The sequence below is a fragment of the Streptomyces sp. Rer75 genome, assembly GCF_013414305.1.
GTDB classification, from domain to species: domain Bacteria; phylum Actinomycetota; class Actinomycetes; order Streptomycetales; family Streptomycetaceae; genus Streptomyces; species Streptomyces himastatinicus.
The window spans coordinates 3993805-4017981 of sequence record NZ_CP058693.1; the positions used below are offsets into that span (position 1 = coordinate 3993805).

Genomic DNA, 24177 nt, shown 5'->3' on the forward strand with positions numbered 1-24177 from the left:
CCGATGGTGAAGAGACGTGCGGTGCTCAGTCCTTGATCTCGCAGATGACGGCGCCGGAGCTGACGGACGCGCCGACGTCCGCGTTCAGGTTCTTGACGATCCCGGCGCGGTGGGCGTTGAGGGGCTGTTCCATCTTCATGGCTTCGAGGACGACGACGAGGTCGCCTTCGGCCACGGTGTCGCCCTCGGCGACGGCGACCTTGACGATGGTGCCCTGCATCGGGGAGGCCAGGGCGTCGCCGGAGGCGGCGGAGCCGCCCTTCTTGACCGCCTTGCGCTTGGGCTTCTTCGACCCACCGGCCGCCGGGGCGGAGGCCACGCCGAGGGAGGCGGGCAGGGAGACCTCCAGCCGCTTGCCGCCGACCTCGACCACCACGGTCTCCCGGGCGCCGGTCTCGTCCTCGTCGGTGGCGGCCGGGGCTGCGGCGTAGGGGGCGATGGTGTTGGTGAACTCGGTCTCGATCCAGCGGGTGTGGACCGCGAACGGGTCGCTGGTGAAGGCCGGATCGGCGACCACGGCCCGGTGGAAGGGGATCGCGGTGGCCATGCCCTCGACCTGGAACTCCGCCAGCGCCCGCGCGGCGCGCTGGAGGGCCTGGGTGCGGGTGGCGCCGGTGACGATCAGCTTCGCCAGCAGCGAGTCCCACGCCGGGCCGATCACCGACCCCGACTCCACGCCCGCGTCCAGCCGCACCCCCGGACCGGACGGCGGGGCGAACACGGTCACCGTCCCCGGAGCCGGGAGGAAGTTGCGGCCCGGGTCCTCGCCGTTGATGCGGAACTCGAACGAGTGGCCCCGCAGCGGCGGATCGTCGTACCCGATGGCCTCACCATCCGCGATACGGAACATCTCCCGCACCAGGTCGATGCCCGAGACCTCCTCCGTCACCGGGTGCTCGACCTGGAGACGGGTGTTGACCTCCAAGAACGAGATCGTCCCGTCCGTCCCCACCAGGAACTCCACCGTCCCCGCGCCGACGTATCCGGCTTCCTTGAGGATGGCCTTCGAGGCGCGGTAGAGGTCGGCGTTCTGCTCTTCGGTCAGGAACGGCGCCGGGGCTTCCTCGACGAGTTTTTGGTGGCGTCGCTGGAGGGAGCAGTCACGGGTGGAGACCACGACCACGTTGCCGTGGGTGTCGGCCAGGCACTGGGTCTCCACGTGGCGGGGCTTGTCCAGGTAGCGCTCGACGAAGCACTCGCCGCGGCCGAAGGCGGCGACGGCCTCGCGGACGGCCGAGTCGTACAGCTCCGGCACTTCCTCCATCGTGCGCGCGACCTTCAGACCACGCCCGCCGCCACCGAAGGCGGCCTTGATCGCGATCGGCAGCCCGTGCTGCTCGGCGAACGCCACGACCTCATCCGCCCCGGAGACCGGGTCGGGGGTGCCCGCGACCAGGGGGGCTCCGGCGCGCTGGGCGATGTGGCGGGCCGCGACCTTGTCGCCGAGGTCGCGGATGGCCTGCGGGGGCGGGCCGATCCAGGTCAGCCCGGCGTCCAGGACGGCCTGGGCGAAGTCGGCGTTCTCCGAGAGGAAGCCGTAGCCGGGGTGGACGGCGTCGGCGCCGGACTCGGCGGCCGCGGCCAGCACCTTGGCCTGGTCCAGATAGCTGGCGGCCGGGGTGTCACCGCCCAGCGCATAGGCCTCGTCCGCCGCGCGCACATGAACGGCGTCCCGGTCCGGATCGGCGTAGACGGCAACGCTCGCGATCCCGGCATCCCGGCAGGCACGGGCAACACGGACAGCGATCTCGCCACGATTGGCGATGAGCACCTTCTGCATGCTCTCTCTTCCCTCTTCAGAAGTTGCCGTCCGGCAGGACGGTCACGTTGCTATCCCAGGGCCCGCTTGAGGAAATCCAGTACCACGCTCGCGTAGCCTTCAGGATCACTTTGCAGCCCGAGCAGGTGCTCGGCTCCCGGGAGGACGTGCGTCTCGGCCTGGGCATAGCGCTCGGCCAGCGCGTCCACCGAGGAGGGCGGCACGATCGCATCGTGCTCGCCCGACATGAACAGGAGTGGGATCTTGGCGAACTTGCCGGTCGTGGGCGGTGGCCATTGGGCGCGCAGCATGGCGGGCCCCAGGGCGCACAACGTGCGGGTCACCACGGAACGGGACGGTTCGCCGCTCAGCACGGGCGGCATCGGCAGCGCCTCCGCCTCCAGGTACTTGCGCAGCAGCGGCGGGACGTCGTGCCCCGGGCCGCTGTCGCACACCAGCGCGTCGAACTCGAAACCCTCGTGGGTCAGCGCCCACATGGCCGAGAAGCAGGAGAAGGAGAAGCCGTAGACGGCGATGCGCGCCGTGCCGTACCCCTGCTTGTCGCGCAGCCAGGACACCACCTTGGTGACATCGCCCGCGAACCGGTCGCCGAGCCCGAACAGCGCCCGGTCGTCGCTGCTGGCCCCGTGGTTGCGGTGGTCGAACAGGCAGACCGTGTACCCGGCGTCGTGCAGGAACTTGGCGTGGCCGAGGCTGTGGTCCTTGCCCGCGCCCATGCTGTGGCCGAGCACCACGACCTTCTCCGTGGAGCCGGGGCAGAGCCAGGCGTGCACCCGTTTGCGGCGGGCGAACGGGATCTCCAGGTCGGTGCAGGGCAGCCCGTGGTCCCGGGGGTGTTCCCGCTGGGTCCGGTTGCGCGGATGGAAGGCGAGATACGCCAGCGAGGCCCCGTACAGCGGGGCTATCGGCAGCGCCGCGACCGCGAGGGCGCGGGACCCCCGCGAGGGTGGCCGCACCGGCGTCCGGGGTGGCTCGGGCATCGGCGTCCTCCGGGAGGGGGTGGAGTGTCCGTCGGCGGTCAGGGCGGTCTCGTCTCGGTCGGTGCCGTGCGGGTGGGCAGAGGGGCGGGTACGTAAGGATGACGGCTACGCGGGGGTAGGGGCGGTCACCCGCACCCCCCGGCGTGGCCCTGGTCGCCGGACCGGGCGGCCACGAAGTCCGCGTCGGCCGGTGGTCCGGGCGTGGTGGGGGGAGCGGGGGGCGGCGCGGCGCGGGAGCGGACCGCCCCGGCGAACGCCGGGAGCCGGTCCACGCCCCAGTACTTGTCGTAGCCGAGGGTGAAGAACGGCACGCCGAACGCCCCGTCCCGGCTGAGGTCCAGCAGCGCCCCGAGCCCGCGCCCGGCACGCAGTTCCGGGTCGTCGGCGGCGTGGGCCATCCGCTCCGCCGCCTCGTCCGGAAAACCCAGGCCGGTGGCGATGTCCGCGATGACCTCGCGGTCGCAGACGTCCCGGCCCTCCTGCCAGCGGGCCCGGTAGACCCGCTCGATGTACGCGGGGGCGCACCCCGCGTCCAGCGCGTGAAAATACGCCAGATGCGGTACCTCCCAGACCGGGTCCCGATCCACCGGCCAGGTGACGGCGAGGCCGCGGTCGATCGTCAGACGGCGCACGTCCTGAAGGATATAGAGGTGCTTGTCGCGTGACATCGCCGTGTACGGAAAGGACCGCCGGTGCTCGGCCATGCGGCGCTCGCCGTCCGCGTCCGGCTCCCACCAGGGGTGCCATTCCACCACCTGTGCGACATCCGGAAAGCGGTCCATCAGATCACGGTAGGCGATCCAGCTGTACGGGCTGCGGAAATTGAAATAGAAGCGCGGCACCCTACTGCGCCTGGCCGTCATGTCCGTCCCCCTTCACCGGGGCCGTTCGGATCGCTCCGACCGCCACCCGCTCGCTCACTCGCTCAAATCACGATGCCACCGTCGACCTGGAACACCGCTCCGGTCACGTACTCCGCCCCGACCAGGTACGCGACCATGTCGGCGACCTCCTCCGGGCGGCCGAAGCGGCGCAGCGGGATGCTCTGCTCCGCCTCCTTGCGCACACTCTCGGACAGCGCCGCGGTCATATCCGTCTCCACGAAGCCCGGCGCGACCACATTGGCCCGGATGCCGTACCGTCCGACCTCCTTGGCGAGCGATTTGGTGAAGCCGATGATCCCGGCCTTGGAGGCCGCGTAATTCGACTGTGCCGCATGGCCGTGCACGCCCGCCACCGAGGAGATGTTGATGATGCATCCGGACTTGCGTTTCATCATGCCGAATACCACCGAACGGCATATGTGGTACGTGCCGTCCAGGTTGACTTCCATGACGCCCCGCCACTCCTCGTCCTTCATCAACAGCAGCGGATTGTCCCGCGCGATGCCCGCGGACACCACCGCGACGTCGATGGGGCCGAGCCGGTTCTCGGTGAACGCCACGAGGTCGCGCACCGCGTCCGCGTCCCGTACGTCCGTCTGCCGGCCGACCACCCGGCCGCCGCCGAGCCCGGCCGCCTCCGCCTCCAGGGCGCGGGCCGCGTCGGGGCTGGACTGGTGGCAGAACGCCACGTCGAAGCCGTCCCGGGCCAGCCGCAGCACGGTCGCGCGGCCGATGCCGCGGGAGCCGCCGGAAACGAGGGCCACCTTGGTGTGCACGTCGGACATGGTGTTACGTCACCTCTCCTGCCGGGGCCTTCAGTTCGGCCGCCGGACGCATCGTCATCACCAGCCGCCCGACGGAGAGCACGGTCGCGTCCCCGACCAGGCTCTCCCCCTCGAACATGTACGTCTCCCCGACCTGCCGGGCCAGCCGGACGTGGTGTTCCACCACGTCGCCGGGGAGGACCGGGCGGTGGTATTCGGCGTCGGTGACCCCGCCGAGCAGCATCGCCATCCCCTCCAGCACATCCGGATTGGGTTCCTCCCAGGCCACCAGCACCCCCGCCACATGGCACCAGGATTCGAGGAGCACCGTCCAGGGGTAGTGGTACGCCTCCTCGGGCGCGTCGTCGGGTACGGCCTCGTACCAGGGTTCGTTGCAGGTGACGGCCTTGAGCCCGGAGGCGCGCTCGCCCGGGACCAGCTCGGTGACCCGGTCGACCAGCAGCATGGGGTAGCGGTGCGGCAGCACCCGCTTGATCTGGTCCACGGTGATCATCCGGTGGCCTCCCGTTCGGCAGGGGCCGTGAAGCGCAGCCGGACGCGGGCGGCGAGCCCGCGCTCCGTGGTGGCCTCGGCCCGGCAGCGCCAGGCGCCCGTGGCGTCGTCCCGTAACCAGCTGAACGCACAGCTCAGGGTGGAGCCGGGGAAGACCGGGCCGAGGAAGCGGGCGGACTCGACCGCCGCCAGGGCACTCCCCGGCTCGGGCAGCGTGGCGAGGGCGCCGTGCTGGACGTACTCGACGACGCACACCCCGGGGAAGATCGGGAAGCCGGGGAAGTGACCGGCGAACACCTTCTCCGTGCCGCCGACCACGACCACGCACCGGGCGGGCCGCTCCCCCGGCACCCCGGGGTCGACCACCTCCACGGTGCCGTCGACCGGTCCGCACGCGGTCGCCGTCACCTCACTTCTCCAGCTTCGACGCGAGCAGGTCGTGCACCTTCCGGAGGGTGGTGATGCTCTTCATCTCCTTCTCCTCCAGCTTCACCGCGTACTTCTTCTCCAGCTCGACCATGACCTCCAGGGCCATGAGCGAGTCGACGCCGAGATCCTTGACGAAGTCGGCCTCGTCGGTCACCTCCTCCTCTTCCACATCGAGGACTTCCGCGACGAAGGTGCGCAGTTCGTCGAGGTCCAGCGCGGCGGTGGCGTCGGCCATGGGGGTTCCTTCCGGTCTCGGGGCTCAGGGGGCTTGCGGGGTGATCAGCGCGGGGGGCGATTCGACCGGGACGGTCGCCGCGTCCGCCGCGATCCGGCGGATCATTCCGGTCAGCTGGCGTCCCGGGCCCAGCTCCACGAACCGGGTGCAGCCCAGCTCGCCCGCGAGGGTCCGGACGGTCTCCTCCCAGCGCACCGGGCTGGTGAGCTGGGCGAGTTCGCGGTCCCGCCACCGCTCGCCGCCGCGGTGGGGCGTCGCGTCCACATTGGCGACGACGGGGGTGTGCGCGGGCGCGAACTCCACGGCGGCCAGGGCCGTGCGCAGCTCGTCCGCGGCGGCGGCCATCAGCGGGCTGTGGAACGCGCCGCCGACGGCGAGCCGGATCACCTTGCCCCCGCTGTCCGCGGCCAGTGCGGCGAGCCGGTCGACGCCCTCGGCGGTGCCGGAGACGACGAGGTTGCCCGGCGCGTTGATATTGGCGACCCAGACCTCCGGTCCCTCCGCCCGCACCCGGCCGGTCAGTTCGTCCACGGTTCCGGCGTCGAGCCGGACGACGGCGGCCATCCTGCCGGGCGTGCGCTCGGCGCTGCGGCGCATGGCGCGGCCGCGGGCGGCGACCACCCGCGCCGCGTCGGCGAGCGGCAGCGCCCCGGCCGCGTACAGGGCGGTGTACTCGCCGAGGCTGTGCCCGGCGCACGCGGCCACCTCGCCCGTCAGCCCGGCGGCGGCCGCCTCGCGGTGGACGATCACCTGGTACGCGAAGACGGCGAGCTGGGCCAGGTCGGTGCGGCGCAGCGTGTCGTCGTCGGCCGTCAGCAGCAGCTCCCCGACGTCGACCCCGGTGTGCTCGGAGATCTCGGCCGCCAGCGGCCAGGACGCGGTGTCCCGCCACGCCCGGCCCATGCCCGCCTTCTGGGCGCCCTGTCCGGGGAAGATCAGCGCCGTGCGCACCCCGGCCGCGCCACCGCCGCTCCTTGTGCTCATCGGCCGCTCACCTGGTCCGCAGCAGGGCCGCGCCGACCACGCCGTCCCGGTCGACCGTGGTGACCAGGGCGGGGCCGCCGGGGGCGATCTCGCCGCGCTCGGCGAGCGCGAGGACGGCCGCGATCTGGAAGGCCGCGGAGGCGGCGCAGGTGTCGCCGATCGCGTCGGCCGTCGCCACCCGCAGCGGCTGGTGGCCGCCGAGGACGTCGGCGAGGGCGGCGCGCTCGGCCTCGCCCCCGGCGCCGGGCGCCTGGGAGTCGGCGAGGGCCCGTACCTCGCCGGGGGCGGTGCCGGTGCGGTCCAGCAGCCGCGTCACGGCGTCGGCGAGCGCCGTACGGGCCGCCGCCGGGTCCGCGGCGAAGCCGAACTCCACGCCCGCGACCTCGGCGAGCCCGCCGCGGCCGTGTTCGCGCGCCTCGTCGGCGGTCTCCAGCAGCCACACCGCGGCGCCCTCGCCGAGCACCGCCGTCGCGTCGTCGTCGGCGCGGGTGTGCCACTCCAGCCAGGCGCGGGCGGAGGTGAACTCCTCGACCGCCCCGCACAGCACGGTGCGGGCGCGCCCCGCGCGCTGGAGCCGCAGCGCGTACCGCAGGGTGAGCAGCCCGGCGGCCCTGCCGCCCGCGATGGTGGCGTTGGGGCCCTTGAGGCCGTGCCAGATGGCGGACTGCCCGGCGGCGCAGTTCATCACCGTGTTGGGGAACCGGGCCGGGTCCACGAAGAAGGGCTTGGCGCTGACGAGCGAGTCACGGGTGAAGTCCATGATGGACTGGGCGCTTCCGGTGCTGGTGCCGAGCGCGAGACCGGTGTGCTCGCCGACGCCGGGGAGCCGCCCGGCCCCGTCACCGGTCTTCTCCTCCCGCTCGCCGGAGAGCAGATGGCGGATCGCGGTGACGGCGAGGCCGGTGACCCGGTCCATGGAGCGGGTGTTCTTCCGGCCGAGGATCTCCCGGATGTGGAAGTCCGGCACGAGGCACGCCTCGCGGAACGGCACCGACCACTCCTCGGGGTCCAGCGGCTTCCCGGTGCCGCGGCCGGACCCCAGTCCGCTGCTGAAGTCCGCGGCCCGCAGCCCCAGGGGCGATACGGCGGTCCAGGCGGAGATGACCGGGCCGACCGTGGCGGGAGCGTTGACCATCGGTACTCCTTCGGTAGTGGCCCGGGGGCCGGACGGGGTGCTCACAGGAACCACACCTGTTCGTAGGAGGGCCATCGCGCGGCGAGCCCGTGCGCCTCGATCACCTGGACTCCGGGCAGCAGCCGGTCGGCGGCGGTGCGCCCCAGCGCGGTCAGGTCGGGCTCCTCGACCAGCACGGTCACCCCGGCGTCGAGCACCTTCGTCACGGACGCGCGCGGATCGGGCAGGGTGTCGAGGGTGCGCTTGCCGAGGCGCAGCGGCGGCTGGGGCGCACCGGTGCGCACGGCGTAGCCGACGGCGGGTCCGCGCAGCGCCAGATCGCAGCCCCCGCCGCTCTGCCGGTGCAGATCGGGGACGACGTAGAGGGCGTCCGCGAACTGGGTCTCGACCGATCCGCGGTACGCCTTCTCCATGATCAGCAGCCAGCGCGCACGTTCTTGTACGACCTCGCCCGGCATGGTTCAGCACACCCCCATGACCAGGGCCTTGTCCGCCGCCTTGACGTGTTCGGCGAACAGGAACGGGGACCGCTTGCTGACCTGGGGGATCTGGTCGGCCGCGCCCCGGTCGTCGGCGCAGAAGCGGCAGACGTACCAGTAGAGCCGGTCGGGGTGGTCGGCGAGCAGATCGCGGACGATCAGCGCGGTGGACGGATGGCGGCGCTCCAGGTCGGTGAGGTCGCGCGGCTTGGTGTCGCCGAGGGCCGCGCTGGTCAGGCCGGTGGCGTCGCCGCAGGTCCAGATCTGCACCCGGGCGCCGCGGTCGAGCAGCGCGGTGGCCAGCCGGAGCGCCGAGGTGACCAGGTCGCTCTGGTGGGGCGCGCCGAAGAGGTTGAGCAGCACGTCGGTGGCGGGTATGGGCCGGGCCATCAGTGCCACACCGCCCGTACCTGGGGTTCCAGCAGCTTGGCGGCCACGTCGTCCATCTCCACCATGCGGACGTCGGCGGCGAGATCGTCGGCGGGCAGGGCGCGCTGGGCGGCCGAGAAGGTGTCCACCCACACCTCGCCGCCGTCGCGCAGGAACATCTCGATGCCGGGCGCGGCGCCGGGGAGGGCGGCGGTGACGCCGTTCTCGACGAGGAACAGCACCACCCGGTGGCCGTCCCCGGCCAGCCGTACCGCGTCGCCGACGAAGCGCTCGCAGGCGGGCCCGGTCTGCGGGCCGCCGCTCTCGATCAGCAGATGGTCCGTCATGTGAGCAGTTCACCGCCGTCCACGCCGATCACATTGCCGGTGATCCAGGAGGAGTCGGTGCGGGAGAGCAGCGAGACGGCCTCGGCGACGTCCTCCGGGCGGGTGAGCCGCCGGTGCGGGTTGAGGTCCTTGGCGTATTCGGCGAGCCGTTCGCTGTCGGGGATGCGCTCCATGGACGGGGTCGGGGTGACCCCGGCGCGCAGCGCGTTGACGGCGATGCCCGACGGGGCGAGTTCCAGGGCGAGTTGGCGTACGTGGGACTCCAGCGCGGCCTTGGCGGACGAGACGGCGCCGTAGTGGGGCATCACGCGGGCGCCCCCGGCGGAGGTCATCGCGTACACCTTGGAGCCCTTGCGCAGCAGGCCCGCGGTGAACAGGTCCTGGGTCCAGTAGACGAGCGAGTGCGCCATCACGTCGAGCGTCATGTTCATCTGACGGGACGTGAGGCTCCCTTCGCCGTCGGGGGTGACGTACGGCAGCAAGGTGCCGAACGCGAGGGAGTGCACCAGGACGCGCACGCCCTTGCCGCCGGTCAGCTCCTCGAACCTCGGCAGCAGCTCCTCGCGGGTGCGGGCGGAGGCGGCGTTGGCGTTGAAGAAGTGCGCCTCGACGCCGTGCGCGCGCATCTCCTCCTGGGCGACCGCCGCCTTCTGCTGTCCTTCGGTGGTGTCGAAGTGGACGCCGAGGACGCTGACGCCCGCGCGGGCCATCTCGTGCGCGATGGCCAGGCCCATGCCGCTGGAGGCGCCCAGCACCAGGCACCAGGATCCTTCGAGTGAGGTGATCATCGGCCGCTCGCCCTCCGTCGTTCGCGTCGTCCGCTCATCGGCTGCTCGCTTCCGTGCCGCCGGATCCGCCCGGGGTGACCAAGCAGACGGCGGTGTTTCCCTCGGCCGCCGCGGTGACGACGGCGTGTGCGTGGTCCGGCCGGGTCCGCAGGGCGGCGGCGACGCGGGCCATCGGCGCCAGGCAGCCCGCGCCCGCCGGGACGCGTTCGGCCCCCTCGCCCACAGCGTGCGCGACCGCCTCGCCGACCGTCTCGCCGACCGGGGAGCCGTCCAGGACGGCGGTGACGGTCAGCGGGGTGCCCGGCCGGTGGCCGAGGGCGGCGAGCGCGTCCCGCAGCGCCTCCCCCGCCTCCCCGGCGCCGCCGTCCGAGGCGGCGAGGGCGGGCGGCAGGAAGAACGTACGGACACCGACGCGCCCGTACGCCCGTCCGCCGCGCTCCGCGACGGCCGCCGCGGGCTCCAGCAGCAGCGCGACGGCACCGGCCTCCGAGGTGTCCGCCCCCGGCTCGCCCTCCGGCAGCGCCTCCTCGGTCGCCCCGGCGAGCAGCCGGGAGGCGCGGCCCGCGGCGAGGGCGCGGGCGCCGCTCTGGAGCGCCTCCAGGCCCGCGATACGGGGGCTGGTGAGGGTGAGGTTGAAGCCCTTGAGGTCGTGTTCGGTGGCCAGTCGGCTGCCGAAGAGGTTGATGGAGAAGTAGGGCGCGGTGGCCGGGCTCAGCTCCCCGGCGCCCGCTCCGGTGACCGTGCGGTCCATGGCGTGGTGCAGGGCGGTGGCCGCGCTGTTGGTGCCCACCGCGGCGCCGCGGCGCTCGGGTTCGGCCGCCGTCAGGGCGTCCTCGCCCGCGTCGGCGAGGGCGCGCTTGGCGGCGGCCAGCACGTACTGGGAGGCGCTGGGCAGGTACTTGTAGCCGCGGCGGCCCAGCTCGTCACGGAAGTCGAAGCCGTCCGCGGCCACGTCGCCCACCCCGGTGACCAAGAGATCCATCAGCGGGCCTCCGCGAGGACGAGGGAGATGTTGTTGCCGCCGAACGCGTAGGCGTTGACCAGCCCGTATCCGCCGCTCAGCGGGGTGCTCCCGGACGGCAGCGGCACCGCGCACTCCGGATCGGCCGCCCCGACGGGCACGTTCGGCGGCAGGGTGCGGTGGTGCAGCATCAGGGCGGCGGACAGCGCGGCGAACGCGCCCGCCGCGCCGCCGGTGTGGCCGATGAGCGCCTTCAGGCTGTACAGCGGGGCGCGGGGGGCCACCGCGGCCAGCACCCGGCTCTCCACCACGTCGTTGAGGTCGGTGCCGGTGCCGTGCGGCACCACGAAGCCGACCGCATCCCCGCCCGTCTCGCCCGGGCCCGCATCGCCCGCGTCCGTCTCGCCCGCGTCCGTCTCGTCCGCGCCCGCATCGCCCGCGTCCGCGTCGCGCAGCGCCTGGCGCATCGCGCGCTCGATCTGCTCGCCGCCGGGCTCGGGCGCGGTCGCGTGGTGCGCGTCGCAGCTCCAGCCGGTGCCCACGAGGCGCGCGTAGCCGGGCCCGGCGCCCCGTGCGCGGGCGTGCGCGGCGGACTCCAGGACCAGGACGGCGGCGCCCTCGCCGAAGACCGTGCCGCGCCGGTCGGCGGCGAACGGGCGGCAGCGCTCGGGGTCGATGGCGCCCAGCCGGTTGAAGCAGGCGAGCGCGACCCGCGAGTACGCCTCGGCGCCGCCCGCGAACACCACGTCCGCCTCGCCCGAGCGGATCAGGTCGGCGGCGACGGACAGCGCGTAGCCGCTGGCCGAACAGGCGTTGCTGACACACGTGTTGGGGCCGCGCGCGCCGAGCAGGCCGCCGACCACCGAGGCCACCGGGAAGACGGGCGCCCAGCGGCCGGAGTCCGGGGCCTTGCCCGACCACCACGCCTCGTGCAGCTCCGTGTCGCCCATGCCGCTGCTGATCACGACGGCCACCCGGCGCGGATCGACGCTCCCCGGCTCCGCGAACCCCCCGTCGAGCCCCGCGTCCCGGGCCGCCTGCCGGGCCGCCTCGATCGCGAACCGCGAGCCGCGCCCCAGCGGCAGCCCCTCCCACTCCGCGGGCCCGTCCGGCACGTCGGCCTCGGGCACCAGATACATCCGCGGATGGTCCATGCGGGCGAGCGGATCGGGCACCCGGGACGGGGCGGTGCGCGCGGTGTGCATGCCGCGCCAGAAGGCGTCGATGCCCGTGCCCAGCGGGGACAGCGCCCCCACTCCGGTGACCGTGATGTCGTCCATCAGGTGCCGCTCGACTTTCCGGACAGCGCGTCCAGCACCCGCTGGTCGAAGGGGACCAGGTGCCAGTCGCGGCGGTTCTCGATCAGTGCGTAGCCGTGCACGATGCCGCCGGTGGCGGTGAGGGTGAGCGCGCCGTCGCGGACCGCGTAACAGTCCATGCGGGCGGTGTAGGTGAGGTCCTTGAAGATCTCCTCCACCGTGTAGACGGTGTACAGGTCCTCTTCCATCAGCGCCTCGTCGGTGACGCGTATCCAGGAGCGCGGCACGACCGGTATCCACCGGCGGTCGTCCAGCAGCGTCTTGATGGAGATGCCGCGGGACTTCACGAAGCGGTCCTTGGCCTCCTCCATCAGCCGCAGATAGCCGGACATCTGGAGCCGCTCGGTGAAGTGGCAGTAGGGGTAGGCGATGTTCCACTTCCAGGCGTGGGCGTTACGGCCCTCCGTGAGCGCCGCCAGTACGGCGTCCTCGTCGCCGCCCGGCACCGCCGGGGCCGGCTCGGCGGGCGCCCCTTCGCCCAGCCGGTCCACCGTGAACCGGCCGAACTCGCCGGGCGGTTCGGCGGGCCCCGCCAGATACGAGTCGGCGCGCAGCGAGACCCTGACCTTGGCGGTGACGGCCTTGAGGACGGAGCCGTCGCGCACGACCCGGAGGGTCACCCGGAAGGCGAGCGCCGTATCGCCGTCGGAGGTGTGCGGCACCACCTCGGCCTCGGCGTCGTCGTCCATGTGGAAGGCGTGCAGGATGCGGCTGTCCAGCGCCACGATGTCCAGCCCGAGGCCGTGTTCCTCGTACAGCCGGCGGGCGGGCGCCCCGCAGCGGGCGAAGTGGACCAGCACCGCCTCCTCGATGAGGTAGTTGACGTGCTTGAAGCCGATCCACGTGCAGATGTTGGAGCCCTCGTACCGCGGACGCAGCCGCACCGTGGTGGTGTCGGCCAGCAGGGCCTTCGTCGACATCGGCGGGGCGGCGGCTCTCATCAGGTGCACTCCATCGCTGAATTCGCTGAATTCGCAGAAACCACGGAAATCGCTGAAAACTCGGAGACCTCTGAGGTCTCGGAAGGGGGCGCGCCCGGCCCGCGCAGCAGCAGCCCGGCCACGGCGTCCGCCGTGTCGTCGCCGCTGGTGATCAGCGCCTCGCCCGCCCCGGCTCCGGCCCCGGCCGCATCCGTGCCGAGCCAGCCGACCGCGGCGGCGCACTGGAGGACGCCGAGCGCGCCGGAGGCGCGGCCGACGGCGGTGGTGACGTCGTGGCGCGGCACGGCCGGGGGCACGGGTACGCCGACGTCGGCACCCGGCTCCTCGTAGCGCTCCGGGGTGAACCAGACGCCCGGCCCCTCGCCGCCCTCCGGCAGCAGCGCCCGGACGCAGCCCGCGAGCCCCGCCCGGCGCTCGTACGGCCCCAGGACGGCGACGGCGCGCGCCCCGCGCTCCTCCGCCCAGTGCGCGCCCTCCACGACGAGGGCGGCCGCGCCGTCCAGCAGGTCGTCGGCGGGGCGGGCGAGCAGGTCCTCCACGACGGCGTTGTGGGTCTCGACGCCGACGACGAGGGCGCGGCGGACGCGGCCCGCGGCCACGAGCGTCGCGGCCCAGTGGACGGCGTCGAGACCGGACGTCGGCCCGTTGCACAGCATCAGGTTGGGGCCGCGCAGCCCGTGCCGGATCGCGACCCAGGAGGCGATCACGTTGCTGGAGGCGTTGGGCAGGCTCATGGGGCTCAGGGAGCGGGCCGAATCCTCGGCGATGGCGGCTGCGGTGAGGCACGCGGTGTCGAGGTTGCCCAGGTTGGAGCTGGCCACGACGCCGACGGTGTCGCCCGGCACGGTCAGCTCCCCGCCATCGGCGCTGTCGGCGGGGACGAGGGCGGCGTCGCGTAACGCGTCGAGCGCGGCGCACAGGGCGAGTTGGGTCGCCCGGTCCTTGTAGCGGTGCCCGCGGCGGCCGATGCGGGCACCGGTGTCGAACGGCCCAGGCGCGCACCCGGGGGCGTGCGCGCCGCGCAGCAGCGCGTCAGGGGTGTCCGCGCCGGGCAGGGCCAGCCCGACCCCGGAGACGACGACGGTGCCGGGCGCGCGCAGCGCATGGAGTGCGTGGAGCGCGTTCATCGGGATGCCCTCTCCACTATGGCGACGGCGTTGACCCCGCCGAACCCGAACGCGTCGATCTGGGCGAACCGCAGCCCCTCCACATCGGCCGGGTAGGGCTCCCGGACGAACCGGAAGTCCGCCGCCTCGGGCAGCGGGTCGGTGAGGCCGAGGGTCGGCGGAACCCGGCCCGACGTCAGCGACTTCAGCGCGACGATCAGGCTGACCAGGCCCGAACTGCCCGAGGTGTGGCCGGTCATGGACTTGATCGCGGTCATCAGCGGCGTCGTCACATCGGGGCCGAAGACCTCGGCGATGGCGGTCGCCTCCGCGCTGTCGTTGAGGTGCGTACCGGTGCCGTGCAGCAGCACCAGGTCGATCTCGCCGGGGGTGACGCCCGCCCGCTGCTGGGCCTCGTGCACCGCCCGCACGATGCCCTGCGCGTCGGGCGCGGTGACATGGCGGGCGTCGCAGTTCATGCTGACGGCGCGCAGTCTGCCGAGCGCGCCGGAGCGCGCGCCGTACTCCTCCCGGCGCAGCACCACCGCGGCGGCGCCGTCGCCCATCAGCACCCCGCGGCGCTCCCGGTCGAACGGCCGCACCCGGTCGGGCGGTTCGGCGTTCACCCGGTCCAGCAGCCCGTACATGGACTCGGTGAGGGTGTCGACACCGGCCACGATCACGGTGTCCTCGGCGCCGGTGGTCAGCAGGTCGCTGCCGAGCGCCAGCGCGTACAGCGAGGCCGAGCACGCCCCCGCGAAGGTGTGGGTGCGCTCCGCGCCGAAACGTTCGCGCAGCGCGGTGCCGAAGTGCAGCCGCCCGCCGGTGTCGAACGCGGTGCCGTCGCGCCAGGCCAGCTCCGCCGAGCGCAGCTCGCGCAGCCCGGTGCCGACGAGGACGGGCACCCCGCTCAGGTCCTCGCCGAGCCCGGCCTGCCGCGCCGCCTCCCCGACGGCGCGCAGCAGCCAGGCGGTGGCCCGGCCGGGCACGTCGGCGCCGGGGCCCGGCCGGTCGTCGATCTCGTACGCGTGCCGCCCCCGGTAGCGGTCCGGGTCGAAGCCGCGCAGTTCACCGAGTCCGCTGGTGCCCGCGCACAGGGCCGAGAAGACCTCGTCGACGCCCTCGCCCACACTCACCACGGCGCCCGCGCCGGTCACCAGCTGACTCATGGCCTTAATTCCAGTCCGTGCCGCGCTTGCCGAAGATCACGACGGCGTTGTTGCCGCCGAAGGCGAGCCCGTTGTTCTGTACGACCCGCAGCTCGGCGTCCACGGCCTCGTTCGGTACGACGTCGAGACCGCACTCCGGGTCGGTCTCCACGTGGTTGATGGTCGGCGGGATGAACCCCTCGGTGAGGGCCAGCGCGCAGGCGATGGAGGCGAGCGCCCCCGCGGCGCCCATGGAGTGGCCGATCATCGACTTGATGGACACGGTGCGCGGCGGGGCGGCGTCGCCGAAGACCTGGCGGATGGCTCGGGCCTCGGTGATGTCGTTGGCCCGGGTGCCGGTGCCGTGCGCGGAGATGAAGTCGACCTCCTCCGGCTTGATCCGGGCGTCGTCCAGGGCGAGCCGCATGCAGCGGGCCACGCTGTCCTGGTTGGGGGCGACGGGGTGGTCCGCGTCGCAGTTGAGGCCGTAGCCGAGGACTTCGGCGTAGATGCGGGCGCCGCGGGCCAGCGCCGATTCCAGGCTCTCCAGGACGAGGACGCCCGCGCCCTCGCCGGTGAGGATGCCCTTGCGGTCCTTGTCGAAGGGCTGGCAGCGCTCGGGCGCTATCGTGCCCAGCCGGTAGAAGCCGGTGAAGGTCTTGCGGCACAGCGCGTCGGCGCCGCCGCACAGGGCGACCTCCACGTCCCCGCCGCGGATCGCGTCGTAGCCGTAGCCGATGGCGTAGTTGCCTGCCGCGCACGCCGTGGGGAGGGTCACCGCCTCCGTCCGGCTCAAGCCGAACTCCTCGGCGATGACGGCCGAAAGCCGCCCGGCGGGCACCCGGCGGGCGACGATGGGGTCCATCCGCTCGGGCCCCAGGTCGACTTCCGTCTCGACCAGTTGGTCCAGGTCGCCCGACTCCCCGTCGGTGGTGCCGATGGAGATCAGGGACGGGGCGGCGCGCAGCGCGTCCTCCGCGATACCGGCGTCGGCCACCGCCATGCGGGCCGCCGCCACCGAGAACTGGCTCGCCCGGCCCAGGTTCCCTATGTCCAGATTGCGGATCCACCGCCCGGGTTCGAAGTCCGGGACCTCGCACGCCATCGCGTGCTCGAAACCCTCGGTGTCGAACGCGGTGACGGGCCGTGCCGCGCTCTTCCCCGCGCGCAGTCCGGCGAGGAATTCCGCGGCGCCGATGCCGATGCCGGACACCGCCCCGAGGCCGGTGACGACGACCCTGCGACCCGACTCACCACGCATATCGCCCTGCCTTCCGAGGAGTCCGCCGAGGGTTCCGTCACCAGCCGGCCGCGTCGGAAACAACCTCGTAGACGCCCTTGAGGTTCACCATCCGGCCCAGCTCGGACTGGTCGATGACCACGTTGAACGTTTTTTCGAGCGCCGCAAGTATTTCAATGGCACGCAGCGAATCCGCGTCATGCTCTTCTTTGAAGAGACTGGTCTCCGTGACCTCGTCCGGGTCGATCTCAAGGATATCCGTGACGATTTCCTTGATGGTTTCCCGACGCTCTTCGACGATGGCGGCCATTACCGCGCACCTCCATTTTCGGCATGGGCAAAGCGACGACTGCCGATGACGCTATGCGGCGGTTCGGGGGGCGACAAGCCCAGAGTCCACTACCTGTCACACCGCCCGTGAACCCAACCGCACGACAACCACGGCTGTCATAAAGCTGCACTACGCAGCCGGTTACCGGAACGTCAGGATGCCCAATCTGCAGCAAGCTGCCACGGTGATGCCCGCAGACCGCGCAAATCGGCCTGAACCCGACTACCCGACTACCCGTCACAGCAGTCGACTAGTCGCGCTCCGCCTCCATGAGCCCCGCGCGCACGGCCCGCACCCCGGCCTGGAAGCGCGACTCCACGTTCAGGTCCCGCATGATGTCCGCCACGTAGCGCCGGTACGTACGCACCGAGAGCCCCAGCTTCCGGGCGGCCGCGTCGTCCTTGTAGCCCTCGGCCATCAGCGTCAGCACCTCGCGCAGCACCCGGCCGCGCGCCCCGCCCTCGAAGGACAGCGGCCGCATCGGGCGCTGCGCGGTGTCCCACATCCCGCACAGCAGCCGGTGCAGCATCGCGGCCACCGTCGAGTTCTGGATCATCGAGGCGCGGGAGCCGCCGGGGTCGCCCGGGGAGCGCTCGGGCGCGATCACCGCCGCCCCGTCGACCACCACCAGCTCCTGCCGCGCGGAGCCGCACACCCGCACCTCCAGCCGCGGCACCGTGCCGACCGTGCGCTGCCACATCACCCCGCGGATCACCCGCGGCGGGCACAGCATCCGGATCCGCACGCCCTTGCCGGACAGCTGCGCGAGCGTCTGCGCGACCAGCCGCGCATGGTCCTCGCAGGTGACCTCCGGCAGGCTCCAGATCACGTCACGCTGGGCGCGCAGCACCAGCCGTGCCACCCATCCCGCCACGACCTCGCCGTCCACCGGCAGTTCCGCGGTCGCCGAGGCGAGCACTCCGCGGCGGTGGTGGGTCACGGCGGACTCGATCAGCCGTAACGCCTGGCCAAGGGCCTCCTCCAGGTTGTCCGACCTGGCTTCCGGCTCCATGCGAACCGCTCTCCTTGTGCCCGTCGCGCCGTCAATACCGTCGATACCCTCAATAGGCGTACGGTCATTTGGTTGAATTCCAAAATGGCTCAAAGGACACCCCCCGTTCCCCGATCGAGGCACAGTAACGAGCCATCTGCCGAAACGGCAAGGAACATCATGGCTCAACGGGCCGTCAACGGGGTAAATACCATCACCCTTCAGCGGAGGAAGACCCTCCAACGGGGTCAAGGGGCTGCGCCCCGGCTCGGCAGATTGGTAACTTCCTCTTTGAGCCAGCAAGCCTTGAGCCAGCAAGCCGTCCCTTGCCGTACGAACGCGGACCCCCCACCCTTCAGTGGTCCCCGAAAGGCGCCGCCCCCATGGCTGCACAGAACACCGCGATCACCGACACGGCACCGGCCGGCGCCCCGCAGTCGCCCACCGGCCGCCAATGGCTCGCTCTCGCGGTGCTGGTCTTCTCCCAACTCGCGGTTTGGCTCGACAACACCGTTCTCAACGTCGCACTCAAGACACTGGCCGACCCGGACGAGGGGCTCGGCGCCAGCCCCAACCAGCTCCAGTGGAGCATCAGCTCCTACACGCTGGTCTTCGCGGTGCTCCTCTTCACCGGCGGGGTGCTCGCCGACCGCTACGGCCACCGCAATCTGCTGCTCACCGGCATGCTCGTCTTCGGCGGCGCCTCCGCCTGGGCCGGGTACGCGGGCTCGGCCACCGAACTCATCGTCGCCCGCGGGGCGATGGGCGTCGGCAGCGCCCTGATCATGCCAGCCACGCTCGCGCTGATCGCCCAGGTCTTCGACGAACGGCACCGCGCGACCGCCATCGCCATCTGGTCCGGCTCCAGCGGCATCGCGATCGCCACCGGGCCGATGCTCAGCGGAGCGCTGCTCGACCACTTCTGGTGGGGGTCGGTCTTCCTCGTCAACGTGCCGATCGTCGTGCTGTGCGTGGCCGGTTCGCTGGTGTTCCTGCCCGGCGCGGCCGCCAAGGTGCGGCAGAAGTTCGACCCGCTGGGCGTGGTGCTCTCCACCGTCGGCCTCTTCGCCATCGTCTGGGCCGTCATCGAGGGCGGCCACCGCAACGACTGGAACGATCCGGCCATTCTCGGCGCGTTCGCCGTCGGTGCGGTCCTCGTCCTGGTGTTCGTCCTGGTCGAACTGCGGGTCGACAACCCCAGCTTCGACGTCCGGCTCTTCCGCAACAGCCGGTTCACCGGCGCGAGCGTGGCCGTGATGCTGACCTTCTTCGGCCTCAACGGCTCGATGTACTACACGAGCTTCTATCTCCAGGGCGTCCACGGGCAGACCCCGCTGGAGTGCGGGCTGTCCATCGCCCCCGTCGCGATCGGCGTGCTGCTGGGCGCGCCGCTGTCGGCGAAGCTGGTGCGGGCGTACGGGGTGCGCCGCGTCGTCACCGTCGCCATGCTCATCGCCACGACCGGCTTCTTCGCGTACGTCTTCCTCGACGAGCACAGCGGACTGGGCCTGTTCTGGGTCTTCCTCATCCTCCAGGGGCTCGGCATGGGCGCCGCCGTCGCCCCCACCACCGAGGCCATCATGTCCGTCCTGCCCTCCGACCGCACCGGCGCCGGGTCCGCCGTCAACAACGCGATGCGGCAGATCGGCGGCGTCCTCGGGGTCGCCGTCCTCGGCTCCATCCTGGCCGGTGTCTACCGCGGCGAGATCAGCCCCAAGCTGGACGATCTGCCGCCGGGCGCCGCCGGAGCGGCCGAGGAGTCCCCCGAGGCCACCCGGCTGATCGCCGGTCGGCTGCGGATGCCGCGGCTGTCCGACTTCGCCGACCAGGGGTTCGTGCACGCCATGCACGTCGCCGCCGTGATCGGGGCGATCGCCGCGGCGGTCGGCGCGGTCATCATCTGGTGGACGTTCCGGCGGGCGACGTACGCCGAGGGCGCCCGCTGACGCCCCGTGATCCTTTCCTTGCCTCCCCGGGGGTACGGGCATAGCCTCCCGGCACAACGTCCGTATTCCGGAAGGCTGTTCCCATGCGTACAGCGGTCATCACCGCGGCAGGCGAGGTCGAGTTAAGACGGATACCCGTGCCCGACGTCGGGGACTCGGAAGTGCTGGTGCGCATCGCGGCGTGCGGCATCTGCACCATGGAGGCCAACCTGTACGCCGGGCGCATGGCCGTCTACCCGGCCGCCGCCGGACACGAGATCTCCGGCTGGGTCGAACGCGTCGGCGCCACCGCCGCCGGCCTGGAGGACATGCCCGCCGTCGGCTCCCTCGTCACCCTCGACGGCCTCCCCCGCTGCGGCGCCTGCCGCGCCTGCCGCCGCGGCCAGTCCGCCATCTGCGTCGCCCTCCAGGGCCGGGTGCGCGAGGCGGACGGCGCGATCGCCATGGGCGCCGGACTCGCCGACCACATCGTGCTCCCCGCCTCCCGCGTCTGGTCGGTCGGCGACACCGACCCGGCGGTCGCCGCCATGGGCGAACCGCTCGCCTGCGTCGTCCACTCCCTGCGCCGCGGCGGCTTCCGCGCCGGGGACCGGGTGACCGTCATCGGGGCCGGGTACATGGGCCATCTGCACCTGGCCGTGGCCCGCGAGCTGGGGGCGCGCGGGGTCGCGGTCGTGGAGCGCGACGAGGAGCGCCGCACGGCGGTCGCGGCGGCCGGTGCGGACGCTGCCGTACGCCCCGAGGACGTCGCCCAACTACCCGCCGCAGACGTCGTGTTCGTCACCATCGCCAGCGCCGAGTGCATCGCCGCCGCGCTCGCTGCCGTGGCCGACGGCGGAACGATCGTCCTCTTCGGCGGCGCCCCCGACGGCCCGCCCGCCGAGCTCCCGGGATACGAGGTGCACCGCCGCCAGCTCACGGTGACGGGCTCCTTCAGCCACGAACCGGCCGACTGGCGCACGGCCGCCGAACTCCTCCGCGGCGGCTCCCTGGCGCCCCGCCTGGAGGGACTGGTGACGGCGCGGTACGGACTGGACGAGGTGGAGAAGGCCCTCAAGCAGGCATCGGAGACCCCGGTGTACCGCGTGGTCGTCACCCCATAGCCCCTGGCTGCCCCGCGGCCCACGCCCCGTTCCCGCGACACCGGACATACGGCCCACCCACCCGGCACCGGACCCGTCGCCCGTACCCACCCGCCGGAGCGGGCGCGCCTCCGGCGAACGGGGGGGGCACGCCCCGCCACCCTGCACCGGAAACGCGCCCCGCCACCTGTCACGCAACCCCGCCACCCGACACCAAGCACGCACCCCCGCCACGCAGCACAGAGCACGCGGCACCGGGCACGCGGCAGCGCCCCCGAGGGCCGGGGCGGCGCCCGTGCCACACGCGGCAGGGGCGGGGTCCAGGGGCGCAGCCCCTGGTTCGGGAAGGGGCGGGGTGGGGAACGACAACCGAAAGGACCACCTTGCGCATCGGCGTCCAGCTCCACCCCCAGCACACCGGCATCCAGGAACTCCGCGCCGCCTGGCGGCAGGCCGACGCCCTCGGCGTCGACTCGCTGTGGACCTGGGACCACTTCCTCCCGCACACCGGCGACCCGGACGGCACCCACTACGAGTGCTGGTCGCTGCTGTCCGCGATGGCGGTCGAGACCCGGCACGCCACCATCGGCCCCCTCGTCACCTGCACCGCCTTCCGCAATCCGCACCTGCTCGCCGACATGGCCCGCACCGTGGACCAGCTCAGCGGCGGGCGGCTGGTGCTGGGGCTGGGCGCGGGGTGGTTCGAGGCCGAGCACACCGAGTACGGCATACCGTTCCCCGGTCCGGCCGGGCGCATGGACGCGTTCGCCGCCTCGGTGGCGGCCGTCAAGGAGCGGCTGGCCAAGCTCAACCCCGGCCCGGCGGGACCGCTTCCGCTGCTGATCGGGGGCGCGGGGCGGCGGCGCACCCTGGAGCTGGTGGCCCGCGAGGCGGACTGGTGGAACTGGTACGGCTGGGCCGCCACCGACCCCGTGGCTGAGTTCCGGGAGCTGAACCGGGCCCTGGACGAGTGGTGCGAGCGGGTCGGCCGCGACCCCGGCCAGGTGGCCCGTACGGTCATGGTCAACCCGGACCAACTGCCGCTGGCCGAGGGGTTCGCGGAGGCGGGGGCGGTGCACCTCGTACTGTCGCTGCCCGCCCCGTACGACCTGGGGGCGGTCGAGAAGCTGCTCGCGATGCGCGCCGCGATCACCCCATGAGCCGCGAGCCCCTGGGGCACCGCTTCACCCTGCTCATGGGCGCCCTGCTGGTCTCCACCCTCGGCAACGGCCTGTGCTTCCCGTTCACCGCGATCTACATCAGCGGGCTGCTGGACCTCGGCGCCCGGGCCGCGGGCGGGTACTTCATCGCGATGGCCGTGGCCAGCTTCGCCGCGGCCCTCGTCGGCGGCCCGCTGGCCGACCGGCGCGGGCCGCACCGGGTGGGGGTGCTGGGTGCGGCGGCGCTCGCCGCCGGGTACGGGATGCTGGCCCCGGCCGACACCACCTCCCTGGTGCTCGCCTCGGGGGCGTGCGTGGGCGTGGGCTTCGGGCTGTTCTACGCGTCGATCGTGGGCGTCGTGGACGCGGCCGTTCCGGAGAGCGGCCGCCGCACCGCGTTCTCCATTCGGCACATCGTCAACAACGTCGGCATCGGGGTGGGTTCGGTGGCCGCGGGGCTCGCGCTCCAGGGCGCGCACACCCCGACCGGCACCCTCCGCGGGCTGTACCTGGCCAATGCGCTGGCCGCGCTCCCCCTGATCGCGGCGATCTGGTACGTACGTCCTCGCAATACGGAGCAGGCCGCGCCGGTGGAGGCCGCGGCCGCCGACGGGACCACGTACCGCGCCCTCCTCCGCGCCCGCCCCATGGCGCTGCTGATCGTCGCCCAGGCCCTCTTCGCGATCGTCGGGTTCACCCAGATCGAGGCCACGGTGCCGCTGCTCCTGCACGACGACATGGCCGTCACCCTGGGCTGGGTGAGCACCGTCGTGGCGGCCAACTCCTTCGCCCTGGTCGCCCTCCAGCCACTCCTGAGCCGCTGGCTGGAGCGGCTGCCGGAGACCGTGAGCCTGGCCGCCGGGCCGGTGCTGTGGGTGGCGGCGTTCGCCTGCGGGCTCGGCGCGGCGCTGGCCGGGGACGGGGCCGCGCCGGTCCTCCGCTACGGGCTGCTGCTGGCCTTCGCGGTGATCTTCGCGGCGGGCGAGCTGACGTACTCCTCGGCCTTCTATCCGCTGCTGCTGCGCTGGTCCGGCGAGGCGGCCGTGGGGCGGGCGAGCGCGCTGGCCTCCCTCGCCTGGAACCTGGGCACGGCGACCGGGCCGCCGATCGGGCTGTTCGTGGTGGCCCACCTCTCGGCGACGGGCAGCTGGACCGCGCTCGCGGCCGGTGCCGGGGGCGCGTTCGCGGTGACCGCCGCACTGCACCGGCGCGCGGCGGCCGTCCCTCCCGCGGTCGACCAGGGTGGCTAGGACTTCGGCAGATAGCCGTTGTCGTACGCGTCTTCAGGGGTGACCGTCTTCTCCAACAGCCCCTGGTCGTACATGAAATCGGCCATTCGGGTCCAGGTCTGCGCGTCGTTGACGCCGACCTCGCCCTGGTCCGTCTTCATCATCGGCATCGTGGCCTTGAGGACCGCCATCGCGTTCTTCTTCTGCTTTTCGCCGCGCAGCCCCGGTACGTATTTCTCGCTGAGCTTGATGGTGTCGTCCGGGTTGGCCATCGCGTAGCGCAGCCCGCGCAGCGACGCCGCGACGAACTTCTTCATGTCGTCGCCGCGCTTCTCCAGCACGTCTTTCTTGGCGCCCAGACCGACCCCGACCAGCGGATCGCCCTTGTCGCCGGAGTCGAGCGTAATCGCCCGGACCTCCTTGCCGGCCTCCTCGAAGGAAATGGCGTCGTTGTTCAGATAGCCCATCACGCCCTCGACCTTGTTCCCGGTCAGGGCCGCCTGCTGGGTGAATCCGATGTTCTGGATCTTGGCCTGCTTCGGGGAAAGTCCACCCTCCTTGAGGAGGGCGAGCAGACCGAAATACGTCTCGCCGAAGGGGCCAGGCGTTCCGATTTTGCGGCCCTTGAGGTCGGCCGGTTTCCTGATGTCGGAGTCCTTGGGCACGATCAGGCCCACGGGGTATTTCTGGTAGAAGGTCGCGATGTCCACGACGGGCAGATTCTTGGCGGCGCGCGCCTGGAGCATCTCGTCACCGCCCGCGTAGACGACGTCCTCCTTGCCCGACGTCAGCGCCCCGAAGAGGTCTTCGGACGCGCCGTGGTGACGTAACGTCACCTTCAGTCCGGCGTCCTTGTAGTAGCCCTTCTCGGCGGCCACGTAGAAGGGCGAGAACTGGATGTTCGGGGTGTAGGTCAGCCCTACGGTGATGTTCTTGCCGCCCTTGCCCTCCGCGTCCTTCGGCTCCTCGGCGCATGAGGTCAGGGTGGCTGCGGCCACCACCGACACGAGAGCCGCCCCCAGAACCCGCTGTCTGA

26 protein-coding genes are annotated in these 24177 nt (G+C 72.6%); 4 read left to right on the forward strand and 22 right to left on the reverse strand.

What is annotated here, in order from left to right; translation table 11 throughout:
- Positions 1-25: 25 nt before the first annotated feature.
- The 21 genes from HYQ63_RS16500 to HYQ63_RS16600 form a co-directional block, all read right to left on the reverse strand.
- Positions 26-1780 carry a biotin carboxylase N-terminal domain-containing protein gene (locus HYQ63_RS16500; RefSeq protein ID WP_179934572.1) on the reverse strand — a complete coding sequence of 585 codons (1755 nt, stop codon included), beginning with the start codon at positions 1778-1780 and terminating at the stop codon, positions 26-28.
- A gap of 50 nt (positions 1781-1830) precedes the next feature.
- Positions 1831-2760 (reverse strand): alpha/beta hydrolase, encoded by a 930-nt coding sequence (locus HYQ63_RS16505; RefSeq protein WP_179934573.1) that lies wholly within the window; start codon positions 2758-2760, stop codon positions 1831-1833.
- A gap of 125 nt (positions 2761-2885) precedes the next feature.
- A complete protein-coding gene (locus tag HYQ63_RS16510; protein ID WP_179934575.1) occupies positions 2886-3623 on the reverse strand; it encodes a 2-hydroxychromene-2-carboxylate isomerase in 738 nt (245 codons plus the stop codon).
- 62 nt (positions 3624-3685) lie between these two features.
- A complete protein-coding gene (fabG, locus tag HYQ63_RS16515) occupies positions 3686-4429 on the reverse strand; it encodes a 3-oxoacyl-ACP reductase FabG (protein ID WP_123105998.1) in 744 nt (247 codons plus the stop codon).
- A 4-nt stretch (positions 4430-4433) separates the two neighbouring features.
- Positions 4434-4922: a 3-hydroxyacyl-ACP dehydratase FabZ family protein gene (locus HYQ63_RS16520; protein ID WP_179934577.1), complete on the reverse strand. Its 489-nt coding sequence runs from the start codon at positions 4920-4922 to the stop codon at positions 4434-4436.
- Positions 4919-5329: a 3-hydroxyacyl-ACP dehydratase FabZ family protein gene (locus HYQ63_RS16525; RefSeq protein WP_179934579.1), complete on the reverse strand. Its 411-nt coding sequence runs from the start codon at positions 5327-5329 to the stop codon at positions 4919-4921. The genes HYQ63_RS16520 and HYQ63_RS16525 overlap by 4 nt, the downstream gene beginning before the upstream one ends.
- Position 5330: 1 nt before the next feature.
- Positions 5331-5585, reverse strand: coding sequence for an acyl carrier protein (locus HYQ63_RS16530; RefSeq protein WP_063735262.1), 255 nt, complete (start codon positions 5583-5585; stop codon positions 5331-5333).
- A 24-nt stretch (positions 5586-5609) separates the two neighbouring features.
- The gene (locus HYQ63_RS16535; RefSeq protein WP_179934581.1) at positions 5610-6569 is read right to left on the reverse strand and encodes an ACP S-malonyltransferase; all 960 of its coding nucleotides are present in this window, start codon (positions 6567-6569) and stop codon (positions 5610-5612) included.
- Between the two features lie 7 nt (positions 6570-6576).
- Positions 6577-7704 (reverse strand): beta-ketoacyl synthase N-terminal-like domain-containing protein, encoded by a 1128-nt coding sequence (locus HYQ63_RS16540; protein WP_179934583.1) that lies wholly within the window; start codon positions 7702-7704, stop codon positions 6577-6579.
- A 41-nt stretch (positions 7705-7745) separates the two neighbouring features.
- Entirely contained in the window at positions 7746-8162 is a 417-nt protein-coding gene (locus HYQ63_RS16545; protein WP_179934585.1) for a hypothetical protein, read from the reverse strand.
- A gap of 3 nt (positions 8163-8165) precedes the next feature.
- The gene (locus tag HYQ63_RS16550) at positions 8166-8573 is read right to left on the reverse strand and encodes a hypothetical protein (protein ID WP_063735258.1); all 408 of its coding nucleotides are present in this window, start codon (positions 8571-8573) and stop codon (positions 8166-8168) included.
- The gene (locus HYQ63_RS16555; RefSeq protein WP_179934587.1) at positions 8573-8899 is read right to left on the reverse strand and encodes a DsrE family protein; all 327 of its coding nucleotides are present in this window, start codon (positions 8897-8899) and stop codon (positions 8573-8575) included. The genes HYQ63_RS16550 and HYQ63_RS16555 overlap by 1 nt, the downstream gene beginning before the upstream one ends.
- On the reverse strand, positions 8896-9687 hold the full coding sequence (locus HYQ63_RS16560; RefSeq protein ID WP_179934589.1) for an SDR family oxidoreductase: 792 nt from the start codon (positions 9685-9687) through the stop codon (positions 8896-8898). The genes HYQ63_RS16555 and HYQ63_RS16560 overlap by 4 nt, the downstream gene beginning before the upstream one ends.
- A 34-nt stretch (positions 9688-9721) precedes the next feature.
- The gene (locus HYQ63_RS16565) at positions 9722-10669 is read right to left on the reverse strand and encodes a beta-ketoacyl synthase N-terminal-like domain-containing protein (protein ID WP_179934591.1); all 948 of its coding nucleotides are present in this window, start codon (positions 10667-10669) and stop codon (positions 9722-9724) included.
- Positions 10669-11928: a beta-ketoacyl synthase N-terminal-like domain-containing protein gene (locus HYQ63_RS16570; protein WP_179934593.1), complete on the reverse strand. Its 1260-nt coding sequence runs from the start codon at positions 11926-11928 to the stop codon at positions 10669-10671. The genes HYQ63_RS16565 and HYQ63_RS16570 overlap by 1 nt, the downstream gene beginning before the upstream one ends.
- Entirely contained in the window at positions 11928-12908 is a 981-nt protein-coding gene (locus HYQ63_RS16575) for a hypothetical protein (RefSeq protein WP_179934595.1), read from the reverse strand. The genes HYQ63_RS16570 and HYQ63_RS16575 overlap by 1 nt, the downstream gene beginning before the upstream one ends.
- The gene (locus tag HYQ63_RS16580; RefSeq protein ID WP_179934597.1) at positions 12908-14035 is read right to left on the reverse strand and encodes a beta-ketoacyl synthase N-terminal-like domain-containing protein; all 1128 of its coding nucleotides are present in this window, start codon (positions 14033-14035) and stop codon (positions 12908-12910) included. Before HYQ63_RS16580 ends, HYQ63_RS16575 begins: the two co-directional genes overlap by 1 nt.
- On the reverse strand, positions 14032-15183 hold the full coding sequence (locus tag HYQ63_RS16585; RefSeq protein WP_179934599.1) for a beta-ketoacyl synthase: 1152 nt from the start codon (positions 15181-15183) through the stop codon (positions 14032-14034). The genes HYQ63_RS16580 and HYQ63_RS16585 overlap by 4 nt, the downstream gene beginning before the upstream one ends.
- Positions 15184-15187: 4 nt before the next feature.
- Positions 15188-16423 (reverse strand): beta-ketoacyl synthase, encoded by a 1236-nt coding sequence (locus HYQ63_RS16590; protein WP_179934601.1) that lies wholly within the window; start codon positions 16421-16423, stop codon positions 15188-15190.
- A gap of 37 nt (positions 16424-16460) precedes the next feature.
- Positions 16461-16712: an acyl carrier protein gene (locus HYQ63_RS16595; RefSeq protein ID WP_009717613.1), complete on the reverse strand. Its 252-nt coding sequence runs from the start codon at positions 16710-16712 to the stop codon at positions 16461-16463.
- A 271-nt stretch (positions 16713-16983) separates the two neighbouring features.
- A complete protein-coding gene (locus HYQ63_RS16600; RefSeq protein ID WP_123107052.1) occupies positions 16984-17745 on the reverse strand; it encodes a LuxR C-terminal-related transcriptional regulator in 762 nt (253 codons plus the stop codon).
- Between the two features lie 362 nt (positions 17746-18107).
- Here HYQ63_RS16600 and HYQ63_RS16605 point away from each other — a divergent pair, with 362 nt between their 5' ends.
- The 4 genes from HYQ63_RS16605 to HYQ63_RS16620 all read left to right on the forward strand — a co-directional run bounded on the left by HYQ63_RS16605 (position 18108) and on the right by HYQ63_RS16620 (position 23162).
- Positions 18108-19670 (forward strand): MFS transporter, encoded by a 1563-nt coding sequence (locus HYQ63_RS16605; protein WP_179934603.1) that lies wholly within the window; start codon positions 18108-18110, stop codon positions 19668-19670.
- A gap of 83 nt (positions 19671-19753) precedes the next feature.
- Positions 19754-20773 carry a zinc-binding dehydrogenase gene (locus tag HYQ63_RS16610; RefSeq protein ID WP_179934605.1) on the forward strand — a complete coding sequence of 340 codons (1020 nt, stop codon included), beginning with the start codon at positions 19754-19756 and terminating at the stop codon, positions 20771-20773.
- Between the two features lie 362 nt (positions 20774-21135).
- Entirely contained in the window at positions 21136-21912 is a 777-nt protein-coding gene (locus tag HYQ63_RS16615) for an LLM class F420-dependent oxidoreductase (RefSeq protein ID WP_179934607.1), read from the forward strand.
- Positions 21909-23162: an MFS transporter gene (locus HYQ63_RS16620; RefSeq protein ID WP_257231898.1), complete on the forward strand. Its 1254-nt coding sequence runs from the start codon at positions 21909-21911 to the stop codon at positions 23160-23162. The genes HYQ63_RS16615 and HYQ63_RS16620 overlap by 4 nt, the downstream gene beginning before the upstream one ends.
- Here HYQ63_RS16620 and HYQ63_RS16625 read toward each other — a convergent pair.
- Positions 23159-24139 carry an ABC transporter substrate-binding protein gene (locus HYQ63_RS16625; protein WP_257231899.1) on the reverse strand — a complete coding sequence of 327 codons (981 nt, stop codon included), beginning with the start codon at positions 24137-24139 and terminating at the stop codon, positions 23159-23161. The genes HYQ63_RS16620 and HYQ63_RS16625 overlap by 4 nt on opposite strands.
- Between the last annotated feature and the right edge of the window lie 38 nt (positions 24140-24177).

What these genes read in the sequence shown, in the direction of transcription:
- HYQ63_RS16540 (WP_179934583.1), bottom strand. Translation starts at nt 7,704, where the DNA reads ATGGTCAACGCTCCCGCCACGGTCGGCCCGGTCATCTCCGCCTGGACC.
- HYQ63_RS16555 (WP_179934587.1), bottom strand. Translation starts at nt 8,899, where the DNA reads ATGACGGACCATCTGCTGATCGAGAGCGGCGGCCCGCAGACCGGGCCC.
- HYQ63_RS16595 (WP_009717613.1), bottom strand. Translation starts at nt 16,712, where the DNA reads ATGGCCGCCATCGTCGAAGAGCGTCGGGAAACCATCAAGGAAATCGTC.
- HYQ63_RS16535 (WP_179934581.1), bottom strand. Translation starts at nt 6,569, where the DNA reads ATGAGCACAAGGAGCGGCGGTGGCGCGGCCGGGGTGCGCACGGCGCTG.
- fabG (WP_123105998.1), bottom strand. Translation starts at nt 4,429, where the DNA reads ATGTCCGACGTGCACACCAAGGTGGCCCTCGTTTCCGGCGGCTCCCGC.
- HYQ63_RS16600 (WP_123107052.1), bottom strand. Translation starts at nt 17,745, where the DNA reads ATGGAGCCGGAAGCCAGGTCGGACAACCTGGAGGAGGCCCTTGGCCAG.
- HYQ63_RS16575 (WP_179934595.1), bottom strand. Translation starts at nt 12,908, where the DNA reads ATGAGAGCCGCCGCCCCGCCGATGTCGACGAAGGCCCTGCTGGCCGAC.
- HYQ63_RS16545 (WP_179934585.1), bottom strand. Translation starts at nt 8,162, where the DNA reads ATGCCGGGCGAGGTCGTACAAGAACGTGCGCGCTGGCTGCTGATCATG.
- HYQ63_RS16605 (WP_179934603.1), top strand. Translation starts at nt 18,108, where the DNA reads ATGGCTGCACAGAACACCGCGATCACCGACACGGCACCGGCCGGCGCC.
- HYQ63_RS16620 (WP_257231898.1), top strand. Translation starts at nt 21,909, where the DNA reads ATGAGCCGCGAGCCCCTGGGGCACCGCTTCACCCTGCTCATGGGCGCC.
- HYQ63_RS16550 (WP_063735258.1), bottom strand. Translation starts at nt 8,573, where the DNA reads ATGGCCCGGCCCATACCCGCCACCGACGTGCTGCTCAACCTCTTCGGC.
- HYQ63_RS16585 (WP_179934599.1), bottom strand. Translation starts at nt 15,183, where the DNA reads ATGAGTCAGCTGGTGACCGGCGCGGGCGCCGTGGTGAGTGTGGGCGAG.
- HYQ63_RS16610 (WP_179934605.1), top strand. Translation starts at nt 19,754, where the DNA reads ATGCGTACAGCGGTCATCACCGCGGCAGGCGAGGTCGAGTTAAGACGG.
- HYQ63_RS16530 (WP_063735262.1), bottom strand. Translation starts at nt 5,585, where the DNA reads ATGGCCGACGCCACCGCCGCGCTGGACCTCGACGAACTGCGCACCTTC.
- HYQ63_RS16565 (WP_179934591.1), bottom strand. Translation starts at nt 10,669, where the DNA reads ATGGATCTCTTGGTCACCGGGGTGGGCGACGTGGCCGCGGACGGCTTC.
- HYQ63_RS16500 (WP_179934572.1), bottom strand. Translation starts at nt 1,780, where the DNA reads ATGCAGAAGGTGCTCATCGCCAATCGTGGCGAGATCGCTGTCCGTGTT.
- HYQ63_RS16590 (WP_179934601.1), bottom strand. Translation starts at nt 16,423, where the DNA reads ATGCGTGGTGAGTCGGGTCGCAGGGTCGTCGTCACCGGCCTCGGGGCG.
- HYQ63_RS16505 (WP_179934573.1), bottom strand. Translation starts at nt 2,760, where the DNA reads ATGCCCGAGCCACCCCGGACGCCGGTGCGGCCACCCTCGCGGGGGTCC.
- HYQ63_RS16520 (WP_179934577.1), bottom strand. Translation starts at nt 4,922, where the DNA reads ATGATCACCGTGGACCAGATCAAGCGGGTGCTGCCGCACCGCTACCCC.
- HYQ63_RS16580 (WP_179934597.1), bottom strand. Translation starts at nt 14,035, where the DNA reads ATGAACGCGCTCCACGCACTCCATGCGCTGCGCGCGCCCGGCACCGTC.
- HYQ63_RS16560 (WP_179934589.1), bottom strand. Translation starts at nt 9,687, where the DNA reads ATGATCACCTCACTCGAAGGATCCTGGTGCCTGGTGCTGGGCGCCTCC.
- HYQ63_RS16510 (WP_179934575.1), bottom strand. Translation starts at nt 3,623, where the DNA reads ATGACGGCCAGGCGCAGTAGGGTGCCGCGCTTCTATTTCAATTTCCGC.
- HYQ63_RS16570 (WP_179934593.1), bottom strand. Translation starts at nt 11,928, where the DNA reads ATGGACGACATCACGGTCACCGGAGTGGGGGCGCTGTCCCCGCTGGGC.